At 35.8% G+C, this 23,446-nt stretch carries 12 protein-coding genes; 1 reads left to right on the top strand and 11 read right to left on the bottom strand.

Annotation, left to right across the window (positions count from 1 at the left end; genetic code table 11):
- Window positions 1-66 precede the first annotated feature (66 nt).
- A complete protein-coding gene (locus VB798_RS09295) occupies window positions 67-1,056 on the top strand; it encodes a PDDEXK nuclease domain-containing protein (protein ID WP_323258207.1) in 990 nt (329 codons plus the stop codon).
- A gap of 56 nt (window positions 1,057-1,112) precedes the next feature.
- Here the strand turns inward: VB798_RS09295 and VB798_RS09290 are convergent, their stop codons facing one another.
- The 11 genes from VB798_RS09290 to VB798_RS09240 all read right to left on the bottom strand — a co-directional run bounded on the left by VB798_RS09290 (window position 1,113) and on the right by VB798_RS09240 (window position 23,436).
- Window positions 1,113-3,089 (bottom strand): glycoside hydrolase family 127 protein, encoded by a 1,977-nt coding sequence (locus tag VB798_RS09290; RefSeq protein WP_323258193.1) that lies wholly within the window; start codon window positions 3,087-3,089, stop codon window positions 1,113-1,115.
- Between the two features lie 5 nt (window positions 3,090-3,094).
- Window positions 3,095-6,427 (bottom strand): CRTAC1 family protein, encoded by a 3,333-nt coding sequence (locus VB798_RS09285; protein WP_323258192.1) that lies wholly within the window; start codon window positions 6,425-6,427, stop codon window positions 3,095-3,097.
- A 15-nt stretch (window positions 6,428-6,442) separates the two neighbouring features.
- Window positions 6,443-9,748: a VCBS repeat-containing protein gene (locus VB798_RS09280; RefSeq protein WP_407654141.1), complete on the bottom strand. Its 3,306-nt coding sequence runs from the start codon at window positions 9,746-9,748 to the stop codon at window positions 6,443-6,445.
- Between the two features lie 36 nt (window positions 9,749-9,784).
- Entirely contained in the window at window positions 9,785-10,366 is a 582-nt protein-coding gene (locus tag VB798_RS09275) for a hypothetical protein (protein WP_323258190.1), read from the bottom strand.
- Between the two features lie 15 nt (window positions 10,367-10,381).
- Window positions 10,382-13,681, bottom strand: a complete 3,300-nt coding sequence (locus VB798_RS09270; protein WP_323258189.1) for a VCBS repeat-containing protein — start codon at window positions 13,679-13,681, stop codon at window positions 10,382-10,384.
- A 587-nt stretch (window positions 13,682-14,268) separates the two neighbouring features.
- The gene (locus tag VB798_RS09265; protein ID WP_323258188.1) at window positions 14,269-15,795 is read right to left on the bottom strand and encodes a RagB/SusD family nutrient uptake outer membrane protein; all 1,527 of its coding nucleotides are present in this window, start codon (window positions 15,793-15,795) and stop codon (window positions 14,269-14,271) included.
- Window positions 15,796-15,815: 20 nt separating this feature from the next.
- Window positions 15,816-19,082: a SusC/RagA family TonB-linked outer membrane protein gene (locus VB798_RS09260; protein WP_323258187.1), complete on the bottom strand. Its 3,267-nt coding sequence runs from the start codon at window positions 19,080-19,082 to the stop codon at window positions 15,816-15,818.
- Between the two features lie 373 nt (window positions 19,083-19,455).
- Window positions 19,456-20,571 (bottom strand): FecR family protein, encoded by a 1,116-nt coding sequence (locus VB798_RS09255; protein WP_323258186.1) that lies wholly within the window; start codon window positions 20,569-20,571, stop codon window positions 19,456-19,458.
- A 115-nt stretch (window positions 20,572-20,686) separates the two neighbouring features.
- Window positions 20,687-21,286 (bottom strand): RNA polymerase sigma factor, encoded by a 600-nt coding sequence (locus VB798_RS09250; RefSeq protein WP_323258185.1) that lies wholly within the window; start codon window positions 21,284-21,286, stop codon window positions 20,687-20,689.
- 207 nt (window positions 21,287-21,493) lie between these two features.
- Entirely contained in the window at window positions 21,494-22,774 is a 1,281-nt protein-coding gene (locus tag VB798_RS09245) for a bile acid:sodium symporter family protein (RefSeq protein ID WP_323258184.1), read from the bottom strand.
- Window positions 22,771-23,436, bottom strand: coding sequence for an aspartate/glutamate racemase family protein (locus VB798_RS09240; protein ID WP_323258183.1), 666 nt, complete (start codon window positions 23,434-23,436; stop codon window positions 22,771-22,773). The genes VB798_RS09245 and VB798_RS09240 overlap by 4 nt, the downstream gene beginning before the upstream one ends.
- Window positions 23,437-23,446: the final 10 nt, after the last annotated feature.

Raw genomic sequence — 23,446 nt, 5'->3', positions numbered from 1 at the left:
AGATAATGAATAAACATAAATGCTCATGAGTAATCTCAATCTTACAAAAATCACTACGAAGGGCTAATTCAAAAAATCAGTTCTATTTTAAAAAACAATCAACTAAAAGCGTATCAAGCTGTAAACACTATTTTAGTTGAGACTTATTGGTATATTGGCAAGTATATTGTTGATTTTGAGCAAGATGGCAAACAAAAAGCTATTTATGGGAATGAATTACTTTCAACTATTTCAAAAGACTTGAAAACACAATATGGCAAAGGTTTTAGCAAGTCAAACCTCTACCTTATGCGCCAGCTATACTTAAAGTTTCCAATTTTCCAGACAGTGTCTGGAAAATTAAGTTGGTCTCATTATGCTGAAATCTTACCTGTATCCAACGACCTTGCTTTTAAGTTTTATTTGAATCAATGTGAACAAGAAAAATGGTCTGTTCGTGAACTTAAAAGACAAATTGATAGCGGATTATTTGAGCGTATTGCCCTAAGCAAAGATAAAAAAGGGGTTCTTTCACTTGCCCAAGAAGGACAAAATATCTCTCAACCAGAAGATATTATCAAAAACCCATACATATTTGAATTTCTAAATCTGCCAGAAAAGCAAAATTGGCTTGAAAAAGATTTAGAAGATGCTTTAGTTAATAAACTTGGTCAATTTTTGTTAGAATTAGGTAAAGGGTTTGCCTTTGTTGGAAAACAGTACCGAATAACATTAGATAATACTCATTTTTATATTGATTTGGTTTTTTATCATAGAATTTTAAAATGCTTTGTGTTAATTGAGCTAAAAAAAGGTAGAGTAAATCACCAAGATATTGGACAAATGAATCTGTATTTAAATTATTTCAAAGCTGAGGAAAGTACAGAAGGAGATAACCCTCCTATTGGCATTGTATTAGGAGCTGATAAAAATGATATTTTAGTTGAATACGCTACTGCTGGTATTACGAACCAATTATTTGTGTCAAAATATCAGCTTTACCTACCGAATAAAGAACAATTACAAAAAGAAGTTGAGTTACTTTTAAATGATAGTATTCAGGAAATAAAAGATTGAAATTATAGATGTTGATACTGTTATGTTATCAACATCTATAATTTCAATCTCTATCATTAATTCTTCCCTAACCAAACAGCCATCGGTTTAATCTCTCGGTGTCCCCAAACTACATAAGGAACCATCTGAATAAGCACTTCTTGTTTTCCTTCGTTGGTATTTATCCAGCCTTTCCCTTTTAAAACTGTTACTCCGTTCAATAAATCTTTTTGATATTCTGCCGTCAAAGGTGCTTGTTCGTTCAAGGAAATATCTAAAGCGTGATTGTCATTGTCTTGTGCTTCTACGCAAAATAACATTGGTCCTCTTTGAACAGCTACTTTATTCGCATTTGCCTTGATATTGGCGTTACTTGTTAAAGTTTTGTTTTCCATCGGGAAACTGATACTTACTTTATCGCCACTTTTCCAAGCATGATTAATTAAAGCATAGCCATTTTCGATTTTATAAGTAACCGCTTTACCATTTAATTTAATGATGGTTTTGGCAGATGAAGTAGCGTTGAAATAATATAAATCACTTGGTACAGCTTCGTTTTGCGACCAACCTGGAATACGAATACGTAAAGTAGCAGGCGTTAATTTTGAAGTTTTGACTGATAAATTTACTTCGCCACTCCAAGGATAATTCGTTGTTTGAGCCAATTGAATTGTTTGATTATTTACCGCTAAAGTCGCTTCCGAATTCATAAATAAGTTGACGAAAATGCTGTTATCTTTTACTGCATACACATAACCCGAAACCGAAGGCACAAATCTTGAAAGATTGGAAGGACAGCATGAACAATCAAACCACGGACTGCGACAAGTAGCTCCTTGATTGAATTTTTCTTTTCCATCAAATACAAGTGGATTTGGATAAAAGAATTTGTCTCCTTCTAAAGATAAACCCGACATCAAACCATTGTACAAAGTTCTTTCTAAAACATCCATGTATTTAGATTCGCCATGCAATAAAAACATACGGTGATTCCAATAAACATTCGCAATGGCTGCACAGGTCTCTGCATAAGCGTCGTTTGGTAAAGCATAAGCTACATCAAAACCTTCGATGCCATGTGCCGCTCCCAAACCACCTGTTACGTACATTTTTTTACTAACAATATCTTCCCAAAGTTTGTCAATCGCTTTGAGGTACGCTTTGTCTCCAGTAATGGCTGCAATATCTGCCATTGCCGCATACATATAAACCGCACGAACAGAATGGCCAACGGCTTCATCTTGTTGAGTAACAGGCAAGTGGTCTTGTGAATAAGCAGGACTATCAAAGTCGGTCTTTTTACCAGTAAGTGGCTGATGACCACGTCTTTCAAGCAATAATTTTGCTAAGTCAAGGTACTTTTTATTATTGGTTACTCTGAATAATTTAATCAAACCCAACTCTATTTCTTGATGTCCCGAATAGCTTTGTAAACCTTTATTTACACACAAATCATAAATCAAATCTGCATTTTTAGTAGCAATATTCAAGAATGTTTTTTTTCCAGTAGCGACATAATGGGCAACCGCTGCTTCATACATGTGACCAGCGTCATAAAACTCATGGCTCATTTTTTCACCCAAAAATCTACCTTTAGGGTCATAAGAACAACATTGGAATTTGTTGTAATCATTCGCTTTCAAAGTCCAAGCCGTATATAAATAGCCATCATCTTCTTGAGCAGCGTCGATGTACGAAATTACTTTGTCCAAATAAGCGTCCAATTTAGGATTGCGTTCGTTCATCAAAGAGTAAGAAGCTCCTTCGATGATTTTATAAACGTCCGAATCATCAAAGCCAAAACTTCCTTTAAATTTTCCTTCTTTTAGTCCGCCAGCAAAAATAAAATTATTGATTCTGCCTGTTTCCTCGCATTTCTGAAAAGCATAAGGAATCGTTTTGTTTTCAACAGTATCTAAACGACTTTTCCAGAAACCGCCTGTTACTTTTACTTTCGTAAAATCAATCGGTTTGATGGGATAATCATAAGAAAGCTTTTGGGCATTGGCATAAAAAGCCAAAAGCCAACACGCCATACAAAGTACTTTTTTCATAATATTTATTGTTGATTTTTAAAAAATTGAAATAATTGGATATGTTCGTTATTGTTTGCTATCAAAAGACAATCACGATTTCCGAGCCGAATTGATTGAATATCACGTACTTCTTTTGAAATATTAAAACCGCTTTTATAAGCTGGAATATGATTAAAATTACCTTTTGAATTGCCTTCTGAATATGTACCGACACTTGCCTTCATCATCCCAATATTGGGCTTGAATCCTGAAAAATTGCCACCAGAAACCAAATCATTTTTTCCATCTTGATTAAAATCTTTGGTACAAAAAGCGTAAATCGGAGCAAACTGAAAATGTTTCGGAAGTACTTTTATTTGAAAATTACTTTGTCCGTCATTGATTAATTGGAGCGATTCAAACGTTTCTACTTTTTTAATCACAGCATTTTTTTTGAGTGCTTCTGGAAAAATATCTTTCAATTGACTCACCGCAAAAAACTTATACTCATGAAAACGATTTTGAATCATGGGCATTTGCTTTTTGATTTCGTCCAAGCCTTCATAGAGCCTTTCTTGTCCATTTCTGAAATGACAAATAATCGGGTCAGTAGAAAAACTATTGTCGAAATCTTTCACCATCAATGTCACTGGATTTGCAGTACTCGCTCTCAAATCTGAATTAATGCCTCGGTTCCCTGCTAAAATATCAAGGTCTCCGTCATTGTCTAAATCACAGGCTTTCAAACAATTCCACCAACCTGCCGTATGTTCAATAATTCTTTTGGAGAAAATACCATTCGCTTCTCTTTTCAAAATAGTAATCGGCATCCAATCTCCAGCAACGACCAACTCTCTACTTTTGGGCAACCAAATGGCAGAAGTAACCATGCCTAAGTTTCTGAATACGACTGTTTTTTCACTTGTGTCTAAAGTAAACTCTCCATTTCCTTGATTCATCAGCACATAACTATCTGCTGAAATACCATATTGTTTTACAATAGAACGCACTCCTACAAAAATATCCATTCGCTTGTCATCATTGAAATCTGCCGTCACCAAACAAGATTTATTACTCCAAAGTAAAGGCAATTCTTTTGGCGAACGACTAAAGTTTGCTTTGCCATCATTCAAGTACAATCTTAATGGCGTAAGACTCGCCTCATTCGTTTGTCCCCCTGCACTCAGTATCAACAAGTCTAAATCGTTATCATTATCAGCATCAAAAAATTGAATATCAGCATCTTCGTATTGTTTATCTTTAATAAATGCCTGCTGATTCCCTAGTACAAATTTTTCGTTTTTCTGTAGATACAAAACCCCTGCTTGGTTCATGGCTCCGCCCACAAAAAAGTCTTCCAAACCGTCACCATTCACATCTGCCACTGCTAATTTGGGACCTTGTGTGGATAGCATTTGTGGCATTAAACGTTCATTAGCAAAATCTAAATAAGGGTTTTCTTGATGAACAAATTTGAGATTACTTTGCTCAGTAATATCTTGCCAGGGTGTTTTTTTTAGATTTTCGGGTAAAGATTTTTTACGAAAAGCATTCTTTTCAGAAACGATAAGCAATTGATTAACAGGCACATTTTTCAATACTTGTACTTTACCATTTGCCCAAGTTACTTTTATTTCTTGAATCGTTTTAATTGCTCCTAAACCGAAATTCAAGACATAATCTACCGAAGAAAGCCAACCACGAGTAGGCTGTAATTCCTGAACAATTTTACCTTTTGGGGTGACTATTTCTACTTTTGCTCCAATACCAAAGGGATTTTTCCCTTCGCCTTTTAGTTGAATTTTTAAGTAATGATTTTCTTCCGCATTCGATTTGTTTTCATAGATGGAAGCCAAAGCATTGAGGTTATTGATGACTAAATCCAAATCGCCATCATTGTCTAAATCAGTATAAGCCGTTCCCATCGAATAGCCCACGGTTGAAAAACCCCAAGCTTGCGAAACATCCTCATATTGTAAGTTACCCTGATTTCTATACGCAAAGTTATGTTCTGCTCCACTTGGCATCATTTGTGAAAGTTTCAAAGAAGAACTTTTTTTGACATTTTTCTGGTAGGTATAATTGATATAATCTAAATCATTCGGGCGACGATAAATGCCGTTTGAAACAAAAATATCCTTAAAACCATCGTTGTCTAAATCTACCAAAAGTGTTGACCAACTCCAATCAGTAGCATCCACGCCTGCCAACTGACCAATTTCTGAAAATTGACAACCAATTTTTCCATCCAAATTTCCTTGATTCAATTGCAGCATATTCCTTGGAAATTGTGCTTGATAACCAAAACTAAGTTTGAACTGAAATATATCAAAAGGGTCTGCACCTGCCGACTGTTTTCTAACAATATCATCGTCGGGCTTCATGTCTAAAGTCATAATATCCAGCAAACCATCATTATTAATATCGGCAATGTCACTTCCCATCGAAAAATTACTGGTGTAAGTCGTCGCTTCTTTACTTTTTTCCAGAAAAGTGCCGTCGCCTTGATTGAAATAGATATAATCATTTTCATGGAAATCATTGGAAACATAAATGTCAGCAAAGCCATTATTATCTAAATCAGCGACACCAACTGCCAAACCATAAGCAGCAGCCCAACCCCAAATACCTGCTTTTTCGCTGACATCAACAAATTTCCCATTATCATTTCTTAATAATTTATCGCCTGCTAAAGAGTCTCTTTTACTGCGCAGATTCGTGTTAAGATATACTTCTGGACTATGAACCGAATGATTCAATTGATATAAATCTAAATCGCCATCGTTATCATAATCAAAAAAAGCCGCTTGCTGACAGTAACCAACTAAATCAAGCTGATACTCTTTTGCTTTCTCGGAAAAAGTAAGATTATGATTATTGACAAACAAAAGGTTTCTCCCAATAAAACCCTTATAACCAGATACTTGACTAACATAAATATCTAACCAACCATCATGATTAATATCTACCATCACAACTCCTGTTGTCCAATATTTTTTACCCAAAAGCCCTTTTACATCTGCTTTTTCGGTAATATCTTCAAAGCTAATCTGTTCATTTTCTTTGCTTTTATTTAGGTACAGCGTATTGCCAGATTGATTAGCTGTAAAGTACATATCAGGAAAACCATCATTATTAATGTCGCCAACCGCCACGCCACCACCATTATAGGCATATAAATATTCGTTCAGATTTACTTCATCTGTTTCTAAAAAGCGATTTACGAAGTCAACTTTAGTGTTTTTATTATCTAATAATTGAAACAAAGGCTTTTTTTCAGAAGAACAAGCAACGAACAAAAGCAGGCACAAAAAAGCTTGAATAACTCTTTTGAAGTATAAATCATTACAAACGCTATTTGCTTTTTTTACAATCATTGCATTTATAAGTGGTTACTTTTCTTTACAAAAAACCTGAAACTTAGCCCCATTTTTAGCGACCATTAATACTTCTTTTTTGCCAACTTTCAAGGTTTTGAAATCTCTGATTTGCCCTTCTACATAAATACCAGCCGATTTATTCGGCATGACCGAAAAAGTACCATCGCCTTTTCCTAATAAGCAAAGTCCACGACCAGCATCGTATCTGCCTACTTCTGGTTTCGCTTCGTAGAGATTTCCACCCACAATTAAATCTGGAAATTTATCGTGGTTTATGTCTGTTACATAAATAGCATAAATCGGAAAAAGCTGTGCTTGATAAGGCAATTTTTGTACCTTAAATCCCTCTTTTTGTTGATTGATTAGTACGACACTTTCTAAAGTATTTACTTCCAGTTTTTTCGCTTTTAACAATTGCTCATTCGTAAATAAATCATTGATTTTCTGATTTTTATAACTTTCATTTTTCAAGTACTTCGTCTTCAAATAAGGCAATTGAGCCGTAATATTTTGGTGTAAAACCAAAGGATAAGATTCTTCGCCATTATAAGTACACAGAATTTGCTCAAAGAAACCATTGTTATCAAAATCACTGGCAAAAAGTTGAATCGGCATGCTTTCAGAAGCTCTAAATCTGGAATTTAATCCATGATTTCCGAGTATTAAATCTTCATCGCCATCATTATCCAAATCAGCAGATTGAATTGTATTCCACCAACCTTTTAAATTTGACAAGCCTAATTTTTCCGAAATATCTTCAAATTTTCCATGCGAATTTTTGAAGATATGAACGCCCATCCATTCGCCGATAATTACCAAATCAGGCTGTTTGTCTTTATCAACATCAATCCATTTTGCATCACGAATCAAACCGATTTGATTTAAAGCTGGAGCAATTTTTGGTGTAATATTGCTAAAAAGCCCTTTGCCATTATTTTGCAAAAAATAGCCATTTTGTGGCAAACCATAATGTCGATTAGCGGCACGAATGCCCACAAACAAATCAATATCGCCATCTTGGTCAAAATCAGCCGGTTTTACACAAGCCGAATTTTCAAATTTAATCGTTGGTAAAAATTGAAATGATTTTGCAAAATTCCCTTTGCCATCATTAAAATACAATCGATCGCTCAGTTCATTACTTTGCTCTTCTGCCTCACTCCCACCGCTTGCCACGTACAAATCCAAATCATGGTCTTGGTCGGCATCAAAGAAAACGGCATCAACATCTTCTGATTTTTTGTCCATTTCCCAAAGCTTTTGATTGGTCTGTACAAAACTGCCATCTGTTTTTTGTTGTAATAATTTAGCAGGAAATCCTTTTCCTGTACCGATAAAAATATCTTCTAAACCATCCCCATTTACATCTGCTACTGCCAAATGTGGTCCTTCGGTTGAGAGCATTTGGAAGAGTAAAGGCACATCGTCAAAATCGCTATATGTATTTTCTTGATGCGAAAAATCTGCTGAAAAATCCTTAGAAATGTCTTTCCATAAGGTAATATTTTGCTTGCTTGATTCAGAATTTAGGGTAAAAGTTGAAGCTTTTTTTTCATCAAAAACTAAAGTTTGATTTACTTTCACTTGATACATTTTAGTAAACAAACCTCTTGGCCAACGAATCAATAAGGAGTCAACTTTAGCGTTTTTCCCTAAACCAATTTGTAAGACATTACTTACCGAAGATTGAAAACCACGAGACGGAATTTGCTCAACCATGTACTGTTTTCCTGCTGAAAAGGCTATTACTTTTGCTCCAATTGCTGCGGTATTCTTATCTTTTCCTTTGAGTTGTATTTTTAAAAAATTGCCTTTAGGAATACCTGTATTACTTTCATTTCTATACACAAAGGCAGGCATATTGACGTTGTTTACAACTAAATCTAAATCACCATCATTGTCTAAGTCTCCATAAGCTGAACCATTAGAAAAACTGGGTGTATTAAGTCCCCAAGCTTTGGTTTTGTCTTCAAAAGCTAAATCAGGTTTGCCTGCAAAAACATAATTTTCAATCGGTTTGGATGGAATAATGTCGATTAGTTTCTTATAATCCACACCATCTTTTGAGATAACCGTTTTGGCAAAAGCATCGCTTGAAATAAATTTCAAATAATCTTGATTCAAAATATCTTTATAAATGCCATTACTCACATAAATATCTCGCCAACCGTCATTATCAAAATCTACCATCAAAGCCCCCCAACTCCAGTCGGTCGCTTCTACGCCAGCAAATCTGCCTATTTCACTAAATGAGCCTTTAGAAAGCTCATTTACTCCATTGTTGAGTTGCAACATATTGCGTGTAAACTGCTGATGATAACCATACTTTTGGTTGTATTGATACTTATTCCAATTCTCGAAAGTCATGGAAGTTTTCAGCCTTTCTTCGTCTTTCGGTAACATTTCAGTCACAAACAATTCTGGCAAAGCATCATGGTTTAAATCGGCGGCGTCTGCACCCATACTTGCCTGAGAAATGGAAGGCATTTGCTGAGTAAGTTCCTCTGAAAAAGTACCATCGTGTTGATTGATGTAGAGATAGTCTCTTTCAAAAAAATCGTTACAGACATACATATCCAACCAGCCATCGTTGTTAAAATCGGAAACAACTAAACCTAAACCAAAACCAATCGCACTGCCATAAATATGTGCTTCTTGGCTAACATCTTTAAACTTTCCCCCATCATTTCTATACAATTTATCACCTCCTAACTCATCTCTTGTATCTCTGTCAATAGTCGCCAAATTAAATGAGCCAATTGGGCGATAGGAATTATTTAAAATATAAACATCCAAATCACCATCTTGGTCATAATCAAAAAAAGAAGCGTGCGTTGACAAGCCTTTGTCTGCCAAGCCGTATTCTTCGGCTTTTTCGCTAAAAGTACCGTTTTGATTATTGATGAAAAGTTCGTTTTGTTTGTCGTCGCCTTTTACATCTCCCGAATTACAAACATAAATATCTAACCAACCATCGCCATTTACATCAGCCATCGTCACGCCTGTTGACCATGCTTTTGTGCCTTCTACGCCTGCTTTTTTAGCAATATCCTCAAATTTCCCATTACCCTTGTTCAAGTACAATTTGTTTTTCCCAATGTTGGCAGTAAAGTAAATATCTTGCCAACCATCGTTATTGATGTCGCCAATAGCTACGCCACCGCCATTATAAAAATTTCGATAAGTATAAATATTGAAATCTTTGGTATCGGTTACGGTATTCTGAAAATCAATGCCTGTTTCGGCAGCCGACAATTCGGTAAACAAAGGTTTTTCACTTTGACTCCACTGACAAGCCCAACAAGTAAATGATAGCATCAGACCCCATATATTTCTTTTCAAACCTTGCATGAACTACTGTTTTGGGGCTAATAAATCTATAAATCTTACATTGATGACATTGCTTTGGGCTTCTTCCGAAACTACAATTCTACAATTTCCACGAACCGTAACAAAAACATCATTTTTGAAAAAGTAAGGACTATTTATCTTGATAAATTTTCGTTGATACCAAGATTCTAAAAGCTGAATTACATCGCTCAAAAGTTTATCATTACTTGCTCCAACTTTCCACGCTACGGCATCTTGATAATAAAAAGCGGAATTTACTTCAGCTATTTTTTGGGCTTTAAAGGTTGGGAAAAAGTTAATTTCTAAGGTTTTACGATTGGGCACTTGTATTTTCGTCGTAATCCAAGCGCTATTTTTTTGTCCGCCTTGAAAGAAATCTTTATGAATGTTTTTCTTCAAACAAAAATCAAAAAAAGTAGAATCTTTCATGCCCAAGTAAAGTCCTTTAAAAAGCTTATCATGACGAACTTTTGTCGCTAATTCATCCGACTCTAAGCTTAAATATTGTTCTTCTGGCGTTTGTTCACAAGCTCCAAAAAGTAGAACAAACAGCAAAGACCAAATATATAATTGATTGATTTTCATAAATTTCCCTATCTATTACAAAGTATGCTTAATAATACTTATTTTTTCGTTCTTCTTAGCAATTAGCCAATGTGCTTTCCCTTTGACGGCTATTTTGTTGATGCTCCTAATTTCTCCTTTGATACACAAACCAGACTTTGCCATTGAATAAACTTTGAAATGCCCTTTGCCATCGCCTTTTAATAATTGCCCTACACTGGCATCGTAAATGCCTACTTCTGGTTTGGCGGTATGTAAATTTCCGCCACAGAGTATGTCTAATTGTTTATCTCCATCAAAATCATCCAATACCAAAGTATAAATCGGTGCAATTTGGGCTTCAATCGGTAAAGCTCTTTCGATAAATGTCCCTCGCTGATTGATAAAACAAGTAGATGCAGTTGTAAACACAGAAGATTTTTTTGCCTGATGTAAAATATCTTCATTAAACAAATCTTCTATTTTGGTATGTGCATAATCTTTTGCCAAAGGCAATTTGCGTTTCAACAATGGCAATTCTGCTAACAAATCTTTGCGAGTTGCCAAAGGATATGCTTCTTCGCCATTATATGCCGTGATGATTTGTTCGTTCTTTCCATTTTGGTCAAAATCATGAGCGTACATGGTTAAAGGTTTTTCTAATGAAGCTCTTAAACGAGTATTTTCGCCTAAATTTCCTGCTACAATATCTGGAAATCCGTCTTGGTTTACATCAGCCACCGCAAGACAAGTCCAAAAACCATTGCTGTTTTCAAAGCCTAATGCTTTACTTTTTTCCGTAAATTTTCCTTTATTATTTTCAAATAATTTGATGCCCATCCATTCACCTACGAGTACAAAATCTAAATCATGGTCTTGGTCATAATCCAGCCAAGCGGCGTCTGTCACCATTCCGATTTTTTGTAAAGCAGGGGCAATTTGCTTACTTACTTCCCTAAAATTCCCTTTACCATCATTTTGTAAAAGATGGGCATTCACCGAAAATCCATAATAAAAAGCTTTCGCTCTTGTGCCGACCAGTAAATCTTCGTCGCCATCTTGGTCAAAATCTCCTGCTTTTACGCAAGAAGTATTTTCTAAAATGTTCGGTAAAGCATTTTCTACCAATTGAAATTTCCCTTTTCCATCATTGATAAAAAGTCTATCTTTCAATTCTGGAGCATTGTCGATAAATGCCGTTCCGCCACTGGCAATGTATAAATCTGGGAAAGTATCGCCATTGGCATCAAAGAAGAGTACGGCGGTATCTTCATGAAATTTATCTTTTTCAAAACACGTTTGTGTCGATACTTCAAATTTCCCTGCTTTGGTTTGAAGATATAATTGTCCTGCTTTTCCAAAAGAGCCTGCTACAAAAAAGTCCTCTAATCCATCGCCATTCACATCTGCCACTGCCGTCTGAGTACTCTTATTTTCAATACCATGAAAGAGTAATGGGTCACGATTGAAATCAATGAAAGTGCTTTTTTGATGTTGATAATTCAATCCAAATTCATTGGTGACGTCTTGGAAAATCGTCTTTTCAACCATCTGTTTCTGAGCTTGAATAGGTTCAGAAACTTCTTGCTGAATCGTTAAAAATTGATTCGTTTTTATTTTTTTCAGTACTTGTGAGCTTTGATTTGACCAAAGAATTTGGATTGAATCGACTTCCTGAATATCGCCTAAACCAAAATGCAATCTATCATCTACGGTAGATTGATACCCTCGCATCGGTGCTAATTCTTGATAAAAACGTTTCCCTTGTTCATACACCGTTACTTGTGTGCCTAAAGCAGCGGTGTTTTTTCCTAAACCTTTGAGCTTGATACTTAAAAAATGTTGGTTTGGATTCACCGCTCTGGCATTATTTCGCAAAACCATTGCTGGCATATTTACATTATTGATGACCAAATCTAAATCGCCATCATTGTCTAAATCACCATAAGCTGAACCATTTGAAAAGCTTGGAATATCCAAACCCCAATCTTTGGCAATGTTACTAAACTGAAAAGCTGAAGCTCTATTTCCTTGATTTTGAAATACATAATTTGACAAAGGATTGGAAGGAATAGCATCAATCAATTCCTTTAAAAACTTCCCTTTTTCTTGCATCAATCTTTTAATGGTAATAGGGTCGGCGTAATAATTGATATAATCTAAATCGGTTAAATCTTTAAAAATGCCATTTGCCACATAAATATCTTTGAAACCATCATTGTCTAAATCTACCATCAAAGCGCCCCAACTCCAGTCCGTCGCACTTACACCTGCCAAGCGAGAAATCTCACTAAATGCCATTTCGCCCGTATTTGTTTTTCCTAAACTGAGCTGTAATACATTTCTGGGAAATTGTTTGTGATAACCCGTTGAGATATTGCTGTGGTATTTATTCCAATCTTCAAAAGCCGTTTTTGTTTTAATTCGCTCGTTACTTTCTGGCAACATTTCGGTGACAAATACATCAGGATATGTATCGTTATTAATATCAGCCATATCTGCCCCCATCGACCCGAGACTAATTTCGCCCATATACTGTTCTAAGGATTCCGAAAAAGTACCATCTTTTTGGTTAATATAGAGGTAATCTTTTTCAAAGAAATCGTTTGAAACATAAATGTCTTGCCAACCGTCTTTATTAATATCGCCAATCGTGACTCCCAAACCAAAACCGATGGCACTGCCATAAATCCCTGCTTGCTCGCTAACATCCTCAAAAGTATTTCCATTATTTCTGTATAATTTATTCGCTCCTTTTGGGTCACGAATCTTGCGTTGGTCTTTGATTAAATCATAAATACCAACCGTTCTGATAGAGTTATTGAGCAAATACATATCCAAATCTCCATCTTTATCATAATCAAAAAAGGCTGCGTGGGTCGAAAGCCCATAATCTGCAATGCCGTACTCAGTAGCTTTATCAGTAAAAGTGGGAATGTTTGTTCCTGCTTTTACACCGTTGTTGATGTATAATGAATTTTTGCGTTCAGCACCGCCTGGTTTTCCCGATTTACAAACATAAATATCTAACCAACCATCGCCATTCACATCCGCCATACTTACTCCTGTTGACCATACCTCTTGGGTAGTCAAACCTGCATTTTGGGTGATGTCTTCAAAACTTAAATCACCTTTATTGAGGTACAATTTATTGCTGACCATATTGCCACAGAAGAAAACATCGGGCAAACCATCATTATTCAAATCGCCAATGGCTACTCCGCCACCATTGTAAAAGTTTCGGTAGGTATAAGTGTTAAATGCTTCAGTATAAGTAAGGTTATTTTCAAAATCAATGTTTGTTTCAGAAGCGGGTAAATTGCTAAACATCTTTTGTTCGCCAAAGTATGATGACATTTTTTCGCAAGAAAAAAGCAAGCAACAAAATGGAATCAGCCAACAAAATCGTTTTTGAACAAACATGTATTTCTTTGTTTTGATATTTTGACAATCTCTTGTCATTACTTGTGTCTTCACGAGCAATTTACAAATTATGTTAGAACACATTGTCGCCCGTGGTGACACGGGCAACGGCAAAAGTGTAATTCTATCTTTAGGATAGGAAATCTCATCTTTTAGATAGCTCAATCCATCTCGGAGATAGAAGAATCTATCATTTTGATGGCTTGTCCTATCTCTGAGATAGGTTGTCGATTCATTTTTGCGGTTTTTTGCGTGAAAAAGATAGAAAATCCTATCTCGGAGATAGTTTTATCCATCTTTTTCACGCAATTTACCGTATAAAAACGATAAAAACCGCAAATTCAAAAATAAAAGGAAGTTGTGAATTGTGAATGAGTGAATCAAAATTGGATAAATAGGAATTCACTAATGCCATTGCTCGTGTCTCACGAGCAATAATTTACACACATTGTTGCCCGTGATGACACGGGCAACGGCAAGAGCTAAATTCACCATTCACTAACTCACTCTTTCCCTAAATATCAATACCCGGCATTCTGCTTGAAGTTTGGATTACCATTCAGCTGACTTGTTGGTACTGGAAATACCAATTTTGCCACAGTTGATTCTGGTTTTTCCCAACGAGCTCTGGTAAATTTCCCAAAACGAATAGCGTTCGTTCTTGAATGTCCTTCATAAGCCATTTCACGCATAATTTCTTTGTAAAGATTATCTTCGTTCAATGGTGTTAAAGCTGGCAAAGAAGCTCTGCTACGAATTTGGTTAATTAAATTAGCAGCTTCAACACTATTATTATCCAAACGCCAAAGTGCTTCGGCACGCATTAAAACCACGTCTGCGAATCTCAATATTGGGAAATCATTATCCATATTGGTTTGAATTCCTTTTTGGAATTCAAATTTTCCTAATCTCGCTCCCGACTGACTGAAACATTTTGGCGTAAGTTCGTTGATGTATGGTGTGAAAATTAATGGCGTTCCATCAGGGTCTTTTGCTCCTTTTGAATCTACTTCTGTTGCACCATTCGGGTCTTGAATTGGTTTACCATCCGAAGTATATTGTTGCCCAACGATAAATTGTTTTTTACGAGCATCATTATCTGGAAATGAATTATAGAATTCTTCCAAAGCTGTAAAACCATTCCAAGGACCAGAAGCAAAATTATAAGTATCCTTGTTTAATGGATGCAAAGTTTGCATGTGCAAACTGAAGCCGTTGGCATTTCCATTTTCGTAAGGAACGATAAAAATGTTTTCACGAGAAGCATTATTTTTTACAATGAAATTATTGAAGTAATTTCCCTCTAAAGCATATTTATTACCATCAATTACTAGTTTTGCCGTTGATGCCGCCAAAGCCCATTCAGTCTTGCCAGTATAAACGCCAGCATTCAAATAGAGTTTGGTCAGAATTGTTAAAGCACTCCATTTATTGATACGTCCATAAGTTGTAGCATTAACTGCTTCTGGCAAATTCGGAATAATTTCATTCAATTCCTTTACGATAAAAGCATATACTTCTGCACGTGGTTTTCTGGCTGGATTGGCTTCTGCGGCTGAGAAAGAAGTAATCAGTGGCGCATCACCAAACATATCAATCATCAAGAAATAATAAAAGGCTCTCAAGGCTCTTAATTCTGCCACGAAAGCGGCTGATTTATCAGGCGGAGCTAAAGCAGTGAGTTGTTCAATCAAACGGTTACAAGTAGAAATTCCACCAAAACCCATGTTCCAAGCCGTATTGAATGCACCAAAATTTGGATTGAACTGATGTCTGTGTAAGGCTGCCCACACACCGCCATCGTCCCAAGGACCAAATTTAGCGGGTGCCGCACTGGTTTCTGAACTCAATTCCTGAATCGTCCAAGGGTCGCCCGCATAAGAATATAGCGGAGTATATGCTGTACCAAGTGCTGCAACGAACTGGTCATCATTCTTGAAGAAATCATTTGGAGTAAGTTCACTATATAATTTTGAGTCTAAATCAGTACATGACAAGCATAAAAATGCAAGTATCGGCATGACTGAAGCTTTATACCATCTTTTCATAATACAATTTTTTTAAGTTCTTAGAATCCGATATTTACACCAAAAGTGAACGTCTTAGTTCTGAAATATGAAGTACGTTGATCAATACCCGGCGCTAAAGGCGTACCAGTAGTTCCTCCTTCATTATAATGTACTTCAGGATCTACGCCTGTATAGCCAGAAATAACAAATAGATTTTGTCCAGAAGCATAAAATCTAATTTTCTTGAAAGCCGATTTCTTGCTCAAGTTCACATTGTAACCTACAGTAATGTTATCAAGCTTTACAAAATCTGCTTTTTCTACGTAATAGCTATTCCAAGATTCTCCTTGTTTCAGGTTCGATAAATAGTATTTCGTTCTTACAGGGTTATAGTTATTCGATGCCGCTGGACTTTCATAATAAGCTCTGTTGATGTTCACCAAACTATGACCAAATGCACCACGGATTAAGAAATTCAAATCGAAATTTTTGTATTCAAGACTGTTATTCCAAGCCAATTCAAACTTAGGCAAACCATTTCCGACTACTACATAATCAGCTCTAGTGATTTGTCCATCGCCATTTTGGTCTTTAATAATTCTTGCTCCTTTATCATCCACTCCTTCAAAAATTGGCGCCATAATATCACCGATTTTCTCTCCTTCTTTCAAACGAACGACTAAAGTACCGTTCAAACCCGGAGGGCCTAGATTGGCTAAGAAAATCTCAGATTGCTTTCCATCAAAACTTACCAATTTGGTATTATAAGTAGAATAGACCAAACCTGTATTATACACCAAACCTTTGATTGCTTTTGGCATTACAGCATAGTTCAGTCCTACTTCCAAGCCATTACTTTTTAATTTACCGATGTTCAATAAGGATGTTCCGAAAAAATTTGGGGGTACAGAAACACTTACTGTTTGCAATACATCTTTGGTATTACGGACATAATAATCAACTGAACCCGTCAAACGATTGTCAATCAAACCGAAATCTAAACCAATGTTGGTTTCTGCTTTTTGCTCCCATTTCAAATCTGGATTTGGGTTTGAAGCCACCGCAACACTTGGCACGAAGTTACCTTCAAATAAGAATCTTGGTCCAGTGCCCAAACGTTGCAAATACTCATAGTTTTGATTTGGTAAAGCACCCGTTACACCATAACCAGCTCTTAGTTTAAGCGTAGTTAATGCTGAAATTTTCAAGGCTTTCAATAAATCAGCCCCACCACTTACTGAATAAAAATTTCCCCATCTGTGATTCGGTCCAAATTTAGAAGAACCCTCATGTCTGATTGCCGCTGATAAGAAGTAACTATCTTTATAATTCAACATAGCTCTACCAAAGAAAGCTACTAATCTTGATTCTTCTTTTGCACTGCTAATTCCAGCTAATTTATTGGCAATATCAAGTCCTAAACCTAAGTTATTATACAATAAATCATCGGTGATAAAGTTACCGTTAGCAGCATACACATTTTCAAAAGATAACATTTGTCTTGAATAACCACCCACTACATTTACTTTCAAATCGTTAAAAGTCTTTTTGTAAGAAGTAGTCATTTCAAATAATTCGTTATTGCCATCTTGCGAGAATTTCGTTGCTAAACCGCCTCTACCACTTGCTGCTCCGTATCGCATTTTTGAACTTAAATACGTAGAAGCCATATTGTTATCAATTTGATTCGAATAGAAAGCACCTACATTCCAGCCATCTAATACCTCAAAATCTGCACGAATACTTCCTACCAATGTTTTAATTTTCCCTTCCGAAGTAGCTTCTTTGGCAATGGCTACAGGATTATGAAATTCTGGACTGTTTGGCTCTAAATATCCTTTAGCGGGGTCATTATCGATATACACTGGAGCAGTCGGATTGGCAATAATAGCAAAACGAAGTCCGTCAGTAAAGCCATAACTTGCATTACGGTTGGTTACCCCAACGTTGAAAGACAAAGTCAAACGGTCGTTAATAGCTCTTTGGGTTAAATTCAAACGAGCATTAATTTGCTTGAAGCCTGTTCCGATATAAATCCCTTCAACATTTCTGTAGTTGATAGAACCTGTATAACTTGTTGAACCAGCAGAATTTGAAAATGATAAATTATGAACATTCGAGATGCCTTTTCTCGTTACTAAATCTAACCAGTTTGTTTTAGCACCAAGGTCTTGTCCGCCCGCCTCAACGAATTGCTCAGGTGTTGAGTTTTGAACAAATCTTGCTACTTCTTCGCTAGAAACATAAGTATTGTATTCAATACTTGCTTTACCATCTGTCGTTCCTCTTTTAGTCGTCACAATAATTACGCCTGACGAACCACGAGTACCATAAATTGCTGCGGCTGAAGCATCTTTCAGTACTTCAATAGATTTAATATCATTTGGATCTAAAGCATTTAATGAACCACCAATTACTCCGTCAATTACAATCAAAGGCTGAGAGTTTGCCCCAAAAGTAGAAAGTCCTCTTAATCTGATACTAAAATCTTCGTTAGGATTACCGCCCGGTCTTACAATTGATAAACCCGCTACTTTCCCTTGTAATAATTGTGCTGGATTATTTACGTTTCCTCTATTGAAATTCTTTGCATCAATTTTAGCGACAGAACTAGTTAATTCTTTTCTTTCAACCGTACCATAACCAATTACAACTACTTCATTCAATTGTGTATTATCATCTTCAAGAACAATATTGAATACCTTTTGTGAGCCAACCGCTGCCTGAAAAGGCTTATAGCCAACCGAAGTAAATACTAAAATTGATTTTTCATTTTTTACTGCAATTGTATATTTACCGCTTGCATCCGAAACGACCCCGTTTCCTGTACCTTCTTCTCTAATACTTACACCCGGTACTGCTTCACCTTTACTGTTAGTAACCGTACCAGTTACTTCAGTCAAGACAACAGCATTATCCATTGTATTATTAGCGGGGTCTTCGTTTTTTTGAGATTCCGTTACTTCGTTAGAACTCAATAAAATTCTCTTTTTACTAACCTCATAGCTAATCTTGAGAGGCAAAAGAAGCCTATCTAATACTTCAGAAAGTTTCTCGTTTCTCGCCGAAAACGATACTTTCCTCTTTGCCTGAATTACTTCGGCACTATACATAAACTTGACATCCGTCAGTTTTTCTACTTGCGTTAAAATCGTTTTGATATCTCGGTTCTCAATAGTCAAAGAAATTTGCTGATTGAGTACCTCCTGTGCATGAGAATCCCGAGCGAAAACAAAGCTCGTGAATAAAACAACCATGCAAATTTGAATCAACGTCACCTTCATAATTCCCAATAGTAATCGTTGTAAATTGTGCTTTTTTTTCATACTTTTGACTGTTTTGTACGGTTTTTAGACATATCTGGACAAAATATTCCCCTGAGGTTTTGTGCAAAAAAACCTCGAAATTAAAATCCGTTTTTGGGGAGACGTAATGGAATGGAGTCGGTAGTGGTGCAAACACTATCGGCTTTTTTCATGTAAAGTAAACTTATGTTTTCATAATTAAATTTGGGGTTATGGTTCGTATTTATAAATGGTAATTCATGTAATTCAGGTCTAAAAACCGCAATAAATTCAATAACGCTTTTCTTATACGTTTTACTAATTCACAAAAAGCATTTACGCCAATATCAATTCTTAAATCTTACCTACCTTACCTAAAGTCATCAAGTCTTAAATCTTGCGTCTTGCTTCTCTCCTATTTCTTACAACTCTTCACATTCATCACAATTTGTCCATCAATCATTTCATAATTTCCGTGGATAATTTTGCTAATGAGATTGAGTTTTTCAATCAAAGGTTCATCTGATAAAGTAGCCGTAAGCGTACAATTAGCCACTTGGTTTTCGTCAACAACGATTTTGATACCGTAAGCTTTCTCCAGTTTTTCAAAAACATCCATCAATGGCGTCTCGTCAAAAGTAAAATCATTTTCAGAAAGTACTGGATTGATAATCGCTGGACTATCTACCAGTTTCTTTTCAAACTTTGCTGTTTCTTTCAAATACTCTACCTTCTGATTCGCAGTAATGATTACTCCACGAACAGCAGGGTTGGTATCATTTTTCAACTTTTGCCATTCATTATTTTCAAAGACTGATACTTTTCCAGTTTTCACCAATACTTGCATTTTGTTGTCTCCCTTGGGTGCGCTGATGGTAAAACTTGTCCCTAATACTTTGACAACCAATTCATTAAAATGTACAATAAAAGGCTGATCAGGATTTTTTACTACATCGAAAAAAGCTTCTCCAACTAAATTTACTTCTCTTAATTCTTTATCAAAACTCTCTGGATAACTCACAGAACTGTTAGGTTCTAGCGTTACTTTAGAGCCATCGGGCAAAAGCACATTCATGCTTTCTGTTCCTTTGTTTACTTTTTCTATTTGGTCAGATGATTGGTCGTTGATAAACAACTCTGAAATTAAACTATTCACGCTTTGCTCACGGTTGGGCAACAAAACCCACATCAAGCCAACAATCAAACAAACAGATGCCGCAGCGACGAGCCAATCTACAATTCTAAATTTCTTTGCTGGTTCAATATCCTCAATATTCAAGTTTTTTTCTTCAGCTTTTTTCCAAAAATCTTGTATTTTATCTTCTACATATTCCTCAGAAATTTCAGGTTGCATATTGTGAATATTCAATAAATACATTCTCGCTTTTTCTAATTCATGACGGTTACTTTGGCTATTTGATAACCAAAGCAACAAATCATCATTAGCATCGAGTTCTTTGTTGAATACCCAAGCCCTAAATGCTTGATGATTCACAAAGTCTATTGCCTTGAAATTATCATAATTATTCATATATAAATCAAAATTTGTACTCGTTTAATTAGATTAGAAAAATGAAGGACTGAGATACTCGTTTTTTGACAAAAAAAACGAAAAATAATTACATAAAAATTCAATGATTTGATAATCAATCTATTAAACTCAATAAAAAGATGGAAGCTAACCAGTTATTTCTGAGAATAACGATGCTTTGTTGGAGAAGATTCGAAACCGATTGCTTGTTAATATCCATAATAGCAGAGATTTCTTCGTGGCTAAGGTTCTCGTAATATCGCAAGTACAAGGCTTCTTTCTGACGCTTGGTCAGTAATTTGAAGTATTCATTAAATTTAGAAAGCAATTCATTTAAATCATCTTCTTGCAAAAGCATGAATTCGATGTTTTCAAACTCAATCATTTGCTCGTCTTCTTGTTCAAGAAAATCAGTCGATAAATTACTTTTATTAACAGCTCTGATTAAATTATTTCGAAGTGCTTTGAATAAATAATTTTTTACAGAAGCTGGCGTAGAAAGGTAGGCTTTACGTTCTAATAATTCTAAAAATAAATCCTGAATGGTGTCTTCAATCAAAGATTTATTTTTGGTGAATTTTGTACCATACTGCAAAAGAGAGCGAAAATATCGTCTCATCAACTCGCTCAGTGCATCTCCGTCTCCATTTTTGAAGTTAAGCCATAAAAGGCTGTCAGAAACATGCTCTTTAGTATGTAATGTTACAATTTTCATATTCAAATGATTCTCGGATGCTCAAACACAAAGAGCATCTGCAAATACATACAAATGCTACATTGGGTTTTACATTGAAAAGTTTAAATGTGTTTAATTGACACAAAACTATATGTTTTTTTCTTATAATAATACTTTTATCCAAAAATATATTTGTATAATTAAATATTAAAAGAGATTATATTCAGAAATGGTTTAAAATCATCTTTACTCCTCATTTTCAACACTTTTCTTGCGCCAGTAATTTGCTAGAATTGAGCCTGAAATATTCATCCACGGACTGAATACTGCGGCTGGTAAACCAACAGTTCCGAGTTTCCCCATTCCACCTGCTAAACCAGATGCCATTCCACCATTTTGTAAGCCTACTTCAAAGGCAATGGTTCTCGATGAGTTTTTATCTAAGCCAAACAAACGACTCAGCCAATAACCAAAAAAGTAACCAGAAGCATTATGAATCACAGAACTGATAAATAATAAAAAGCCAACTTTCATTAAATTTTCTCTCCCAGCAGCGGTTGTTACTGTTGTAAAATAGATGATTCCAAACATTGAAATATAGGGCATAATTTTATCTAATTTAGGAAAAAGCTTAGCTCCTTGATGATACAAAACACCGACAACAATGGCAGCCAATAAGAAACTAAAAACTTCTAAAGATTGAAGTACTTCGGAAGAAAGTGATGATGATTCGAACCAATGCCAAAGTCCAAAAGGTAAAGCGAGTAGCCAAATTAAGGAAATGAACAAAAGAACATTTACATTTTTCTTTCCTTGTGGCGAAGCCATTTTCAAATAATCATGCAATAATGCCGCACTGATGGGAACAATAACGATTTTAATGATTTCCATCATCATATTGATAAAATGAATCTCGATTAAAGTTCCCGCTAATAATTTCATGATAAGCGGTGTTAAAAACGGTGCTACCAATGTTGCCATTGCCGTTACCACAACCGATAAAACGAGATTTGCCTTAGCTAAATACACCATCACATTTGAAGCCAAACCACTTGAACATGAACCGATTAGAATAATTCCCGCAGCAATTTCTGGTTCAAAATCAAATATCTTAGTCAATAACCAACCCATAAATGGCATGATTGAAAAATGACAAAGTAAACCAATGGCAACGCCTTTACCCGTTGAAGCCAATCCAGAAAAATCATGAATACTCATCTGAATGCCCATGCCAAACATCACAAATTGAATGATGATTAAAATAAGCCATTTGTTTCTTAAATCAATCGTTCCCCAATGTGTAAAAGCGGCAGGATAAACCATTCCTGCCACCACAGCCGTGATAATCCAGGCAGTGTATTGATAGTTTTTCAAGGATGGAATGCAAACCATGCCAATTGTAAAACTAAGTGCTGTTAAAACAGCCGTTATTCGACTCAATAATAGGTTTTCTTGCAGAATCGCATACAACAAAACCAATATTGATACAGCACTTACTCCTAATAGAAATTGCTGAATACTTTTCATGACAAAAGAATGGTTGCAAGATGTTGAACAGCAATGGTTGGACTCGCCAAAATAGGTACTTTTTTATCTGCTTCATCAAAAGTATCTACAACTCTCGCCATTGAAGCTTGCGCTAATAAAATAACATCTACTTTGGTCACTAATTCTTTCAAAGCAGCAGCTACCATTTCATCATGTTTAGGCGCATCGCCACTCATCAATGCTTCAAAAGCACCTTCGCATAATACTGAAACTAATTCAATTTCTTTATCTGCTTTTTCAGCACGACGAAGTACTAAATCGCTAGTTGGTCCTAAAGTAGTTGGAAGTGTTGCAATTACTCCAATTCTTTTTCCCGTTTGTACTGCTAAATCCGCCATCGGTTGGTCAACTCGTAAAACGGGTACGCCTGTCAAAGCCTCAGAAGCTTCCACCGCCGAACCGATTGAAGAACAAGTAACCATGATAAAATCTGCGCCAGCAGCTTCAGCCGAACCCACATAATTTACCACTCTTCTTGACACGTCTGGTCTAAGTTCGCCATGTTTGATAACGTTCTTTATCAGGCTATCATCCACAATATTAAACACTTGAATTCCAGGCAAGTATTCGTTACAAAGTTGTTGAAAAACAGGCACTAACGTTGCCGAAGTATGAATTAATCCTAAAGTTTTTGCTTGCATTTTTTTATCG

This window comes from Arcicella lustrica, assembly GCF_034930985.1.
Lineage (GTDB): Bacteria > Bacteroidota > Bacteroidia > Cytophagales > Spirosomataceae > Arcicella > Arcicella lustrica.
The sequence above is the reverse complement of the archived record's forward strand: the minus strand, read 5'-3'. Positions and strand labels throughout refer to the sequence as shown.

Coding starts and splice junctions, on each gene's coding strand:
- VB798_RS09250 (WP_323258185.1), bottom strand. CDS start 21,286: ATGAAAATTGTAACATTACATACTAAAGAGCATGTTTCTGACAGCCTT.
- VB798_RS09255 (WP_323258186.1), bottom strand. CDS start 20,571: ATGAATAATTATGATAATTTCAAGGCAATAGACTTTGTGAATCATCAA.
- VB798_RS09285 (WP_323258192.1), bottom strand. CDS start 6,427: ATGATTGTAAAAAAAGCAAATAGCGTTTGTAATGATTTATACTTCAAA.
- VB798_RS09240 (WP_323258183.1), bottom strand. CDS start 23,436: ATGCAAGCAAAAACTTTAGGATTAATTCATACTTCGGCAACGTTAGTG.
- VB798_RS09280 (WP_407654141.1), bottom strand. CDS start 9,748: ATGCTATCATTTACTTGTTGGGCTTGTCAGTGGAGTCAAAGTGAAAAA.
- VB798_RS09265 (WP_323258188.1), bottom strand. CDS start 15,795: ATGAAAAGATGGTATAAAGCTTCAGTCATGCCGATACTTGCATTTTTA.
- VB798_RS09275 (WP_323258190.1), bottom strand. CDS start 10,366: ATGAAAATCAATCAATTATATATTTGGTCTTTGCTGTTTGTTCTACTT.
- VB798_RS09260 (WP_323258187.1), bottom strand. CDS start 19,082: ATGAAAAAAAAGCACAATTTACAACGATTACTATTGGGAATTATGAAG.
- VB798_RS09270 (WP_323258189.1), bottom strand. CDS start 13,681: ATGTCATCATACTTTGGCGAACAAAAGATGTTTAGCAATTTACCCGCT.
- VB798_RS09290 (WP_323258193.1), bottom strand. CDS start 3,089: ATGAAAAAAGTACTTTGTATGGCGTGTTGGCTTTTGGCTTTTTATGCC.
- VB798_RS09245 (WP_323258184.1), bottom strand. CDS start 22,774: ATGAAAAGTATTCAGCAATTTCTATTAGGAGTAAGTGCTGTATCAATA.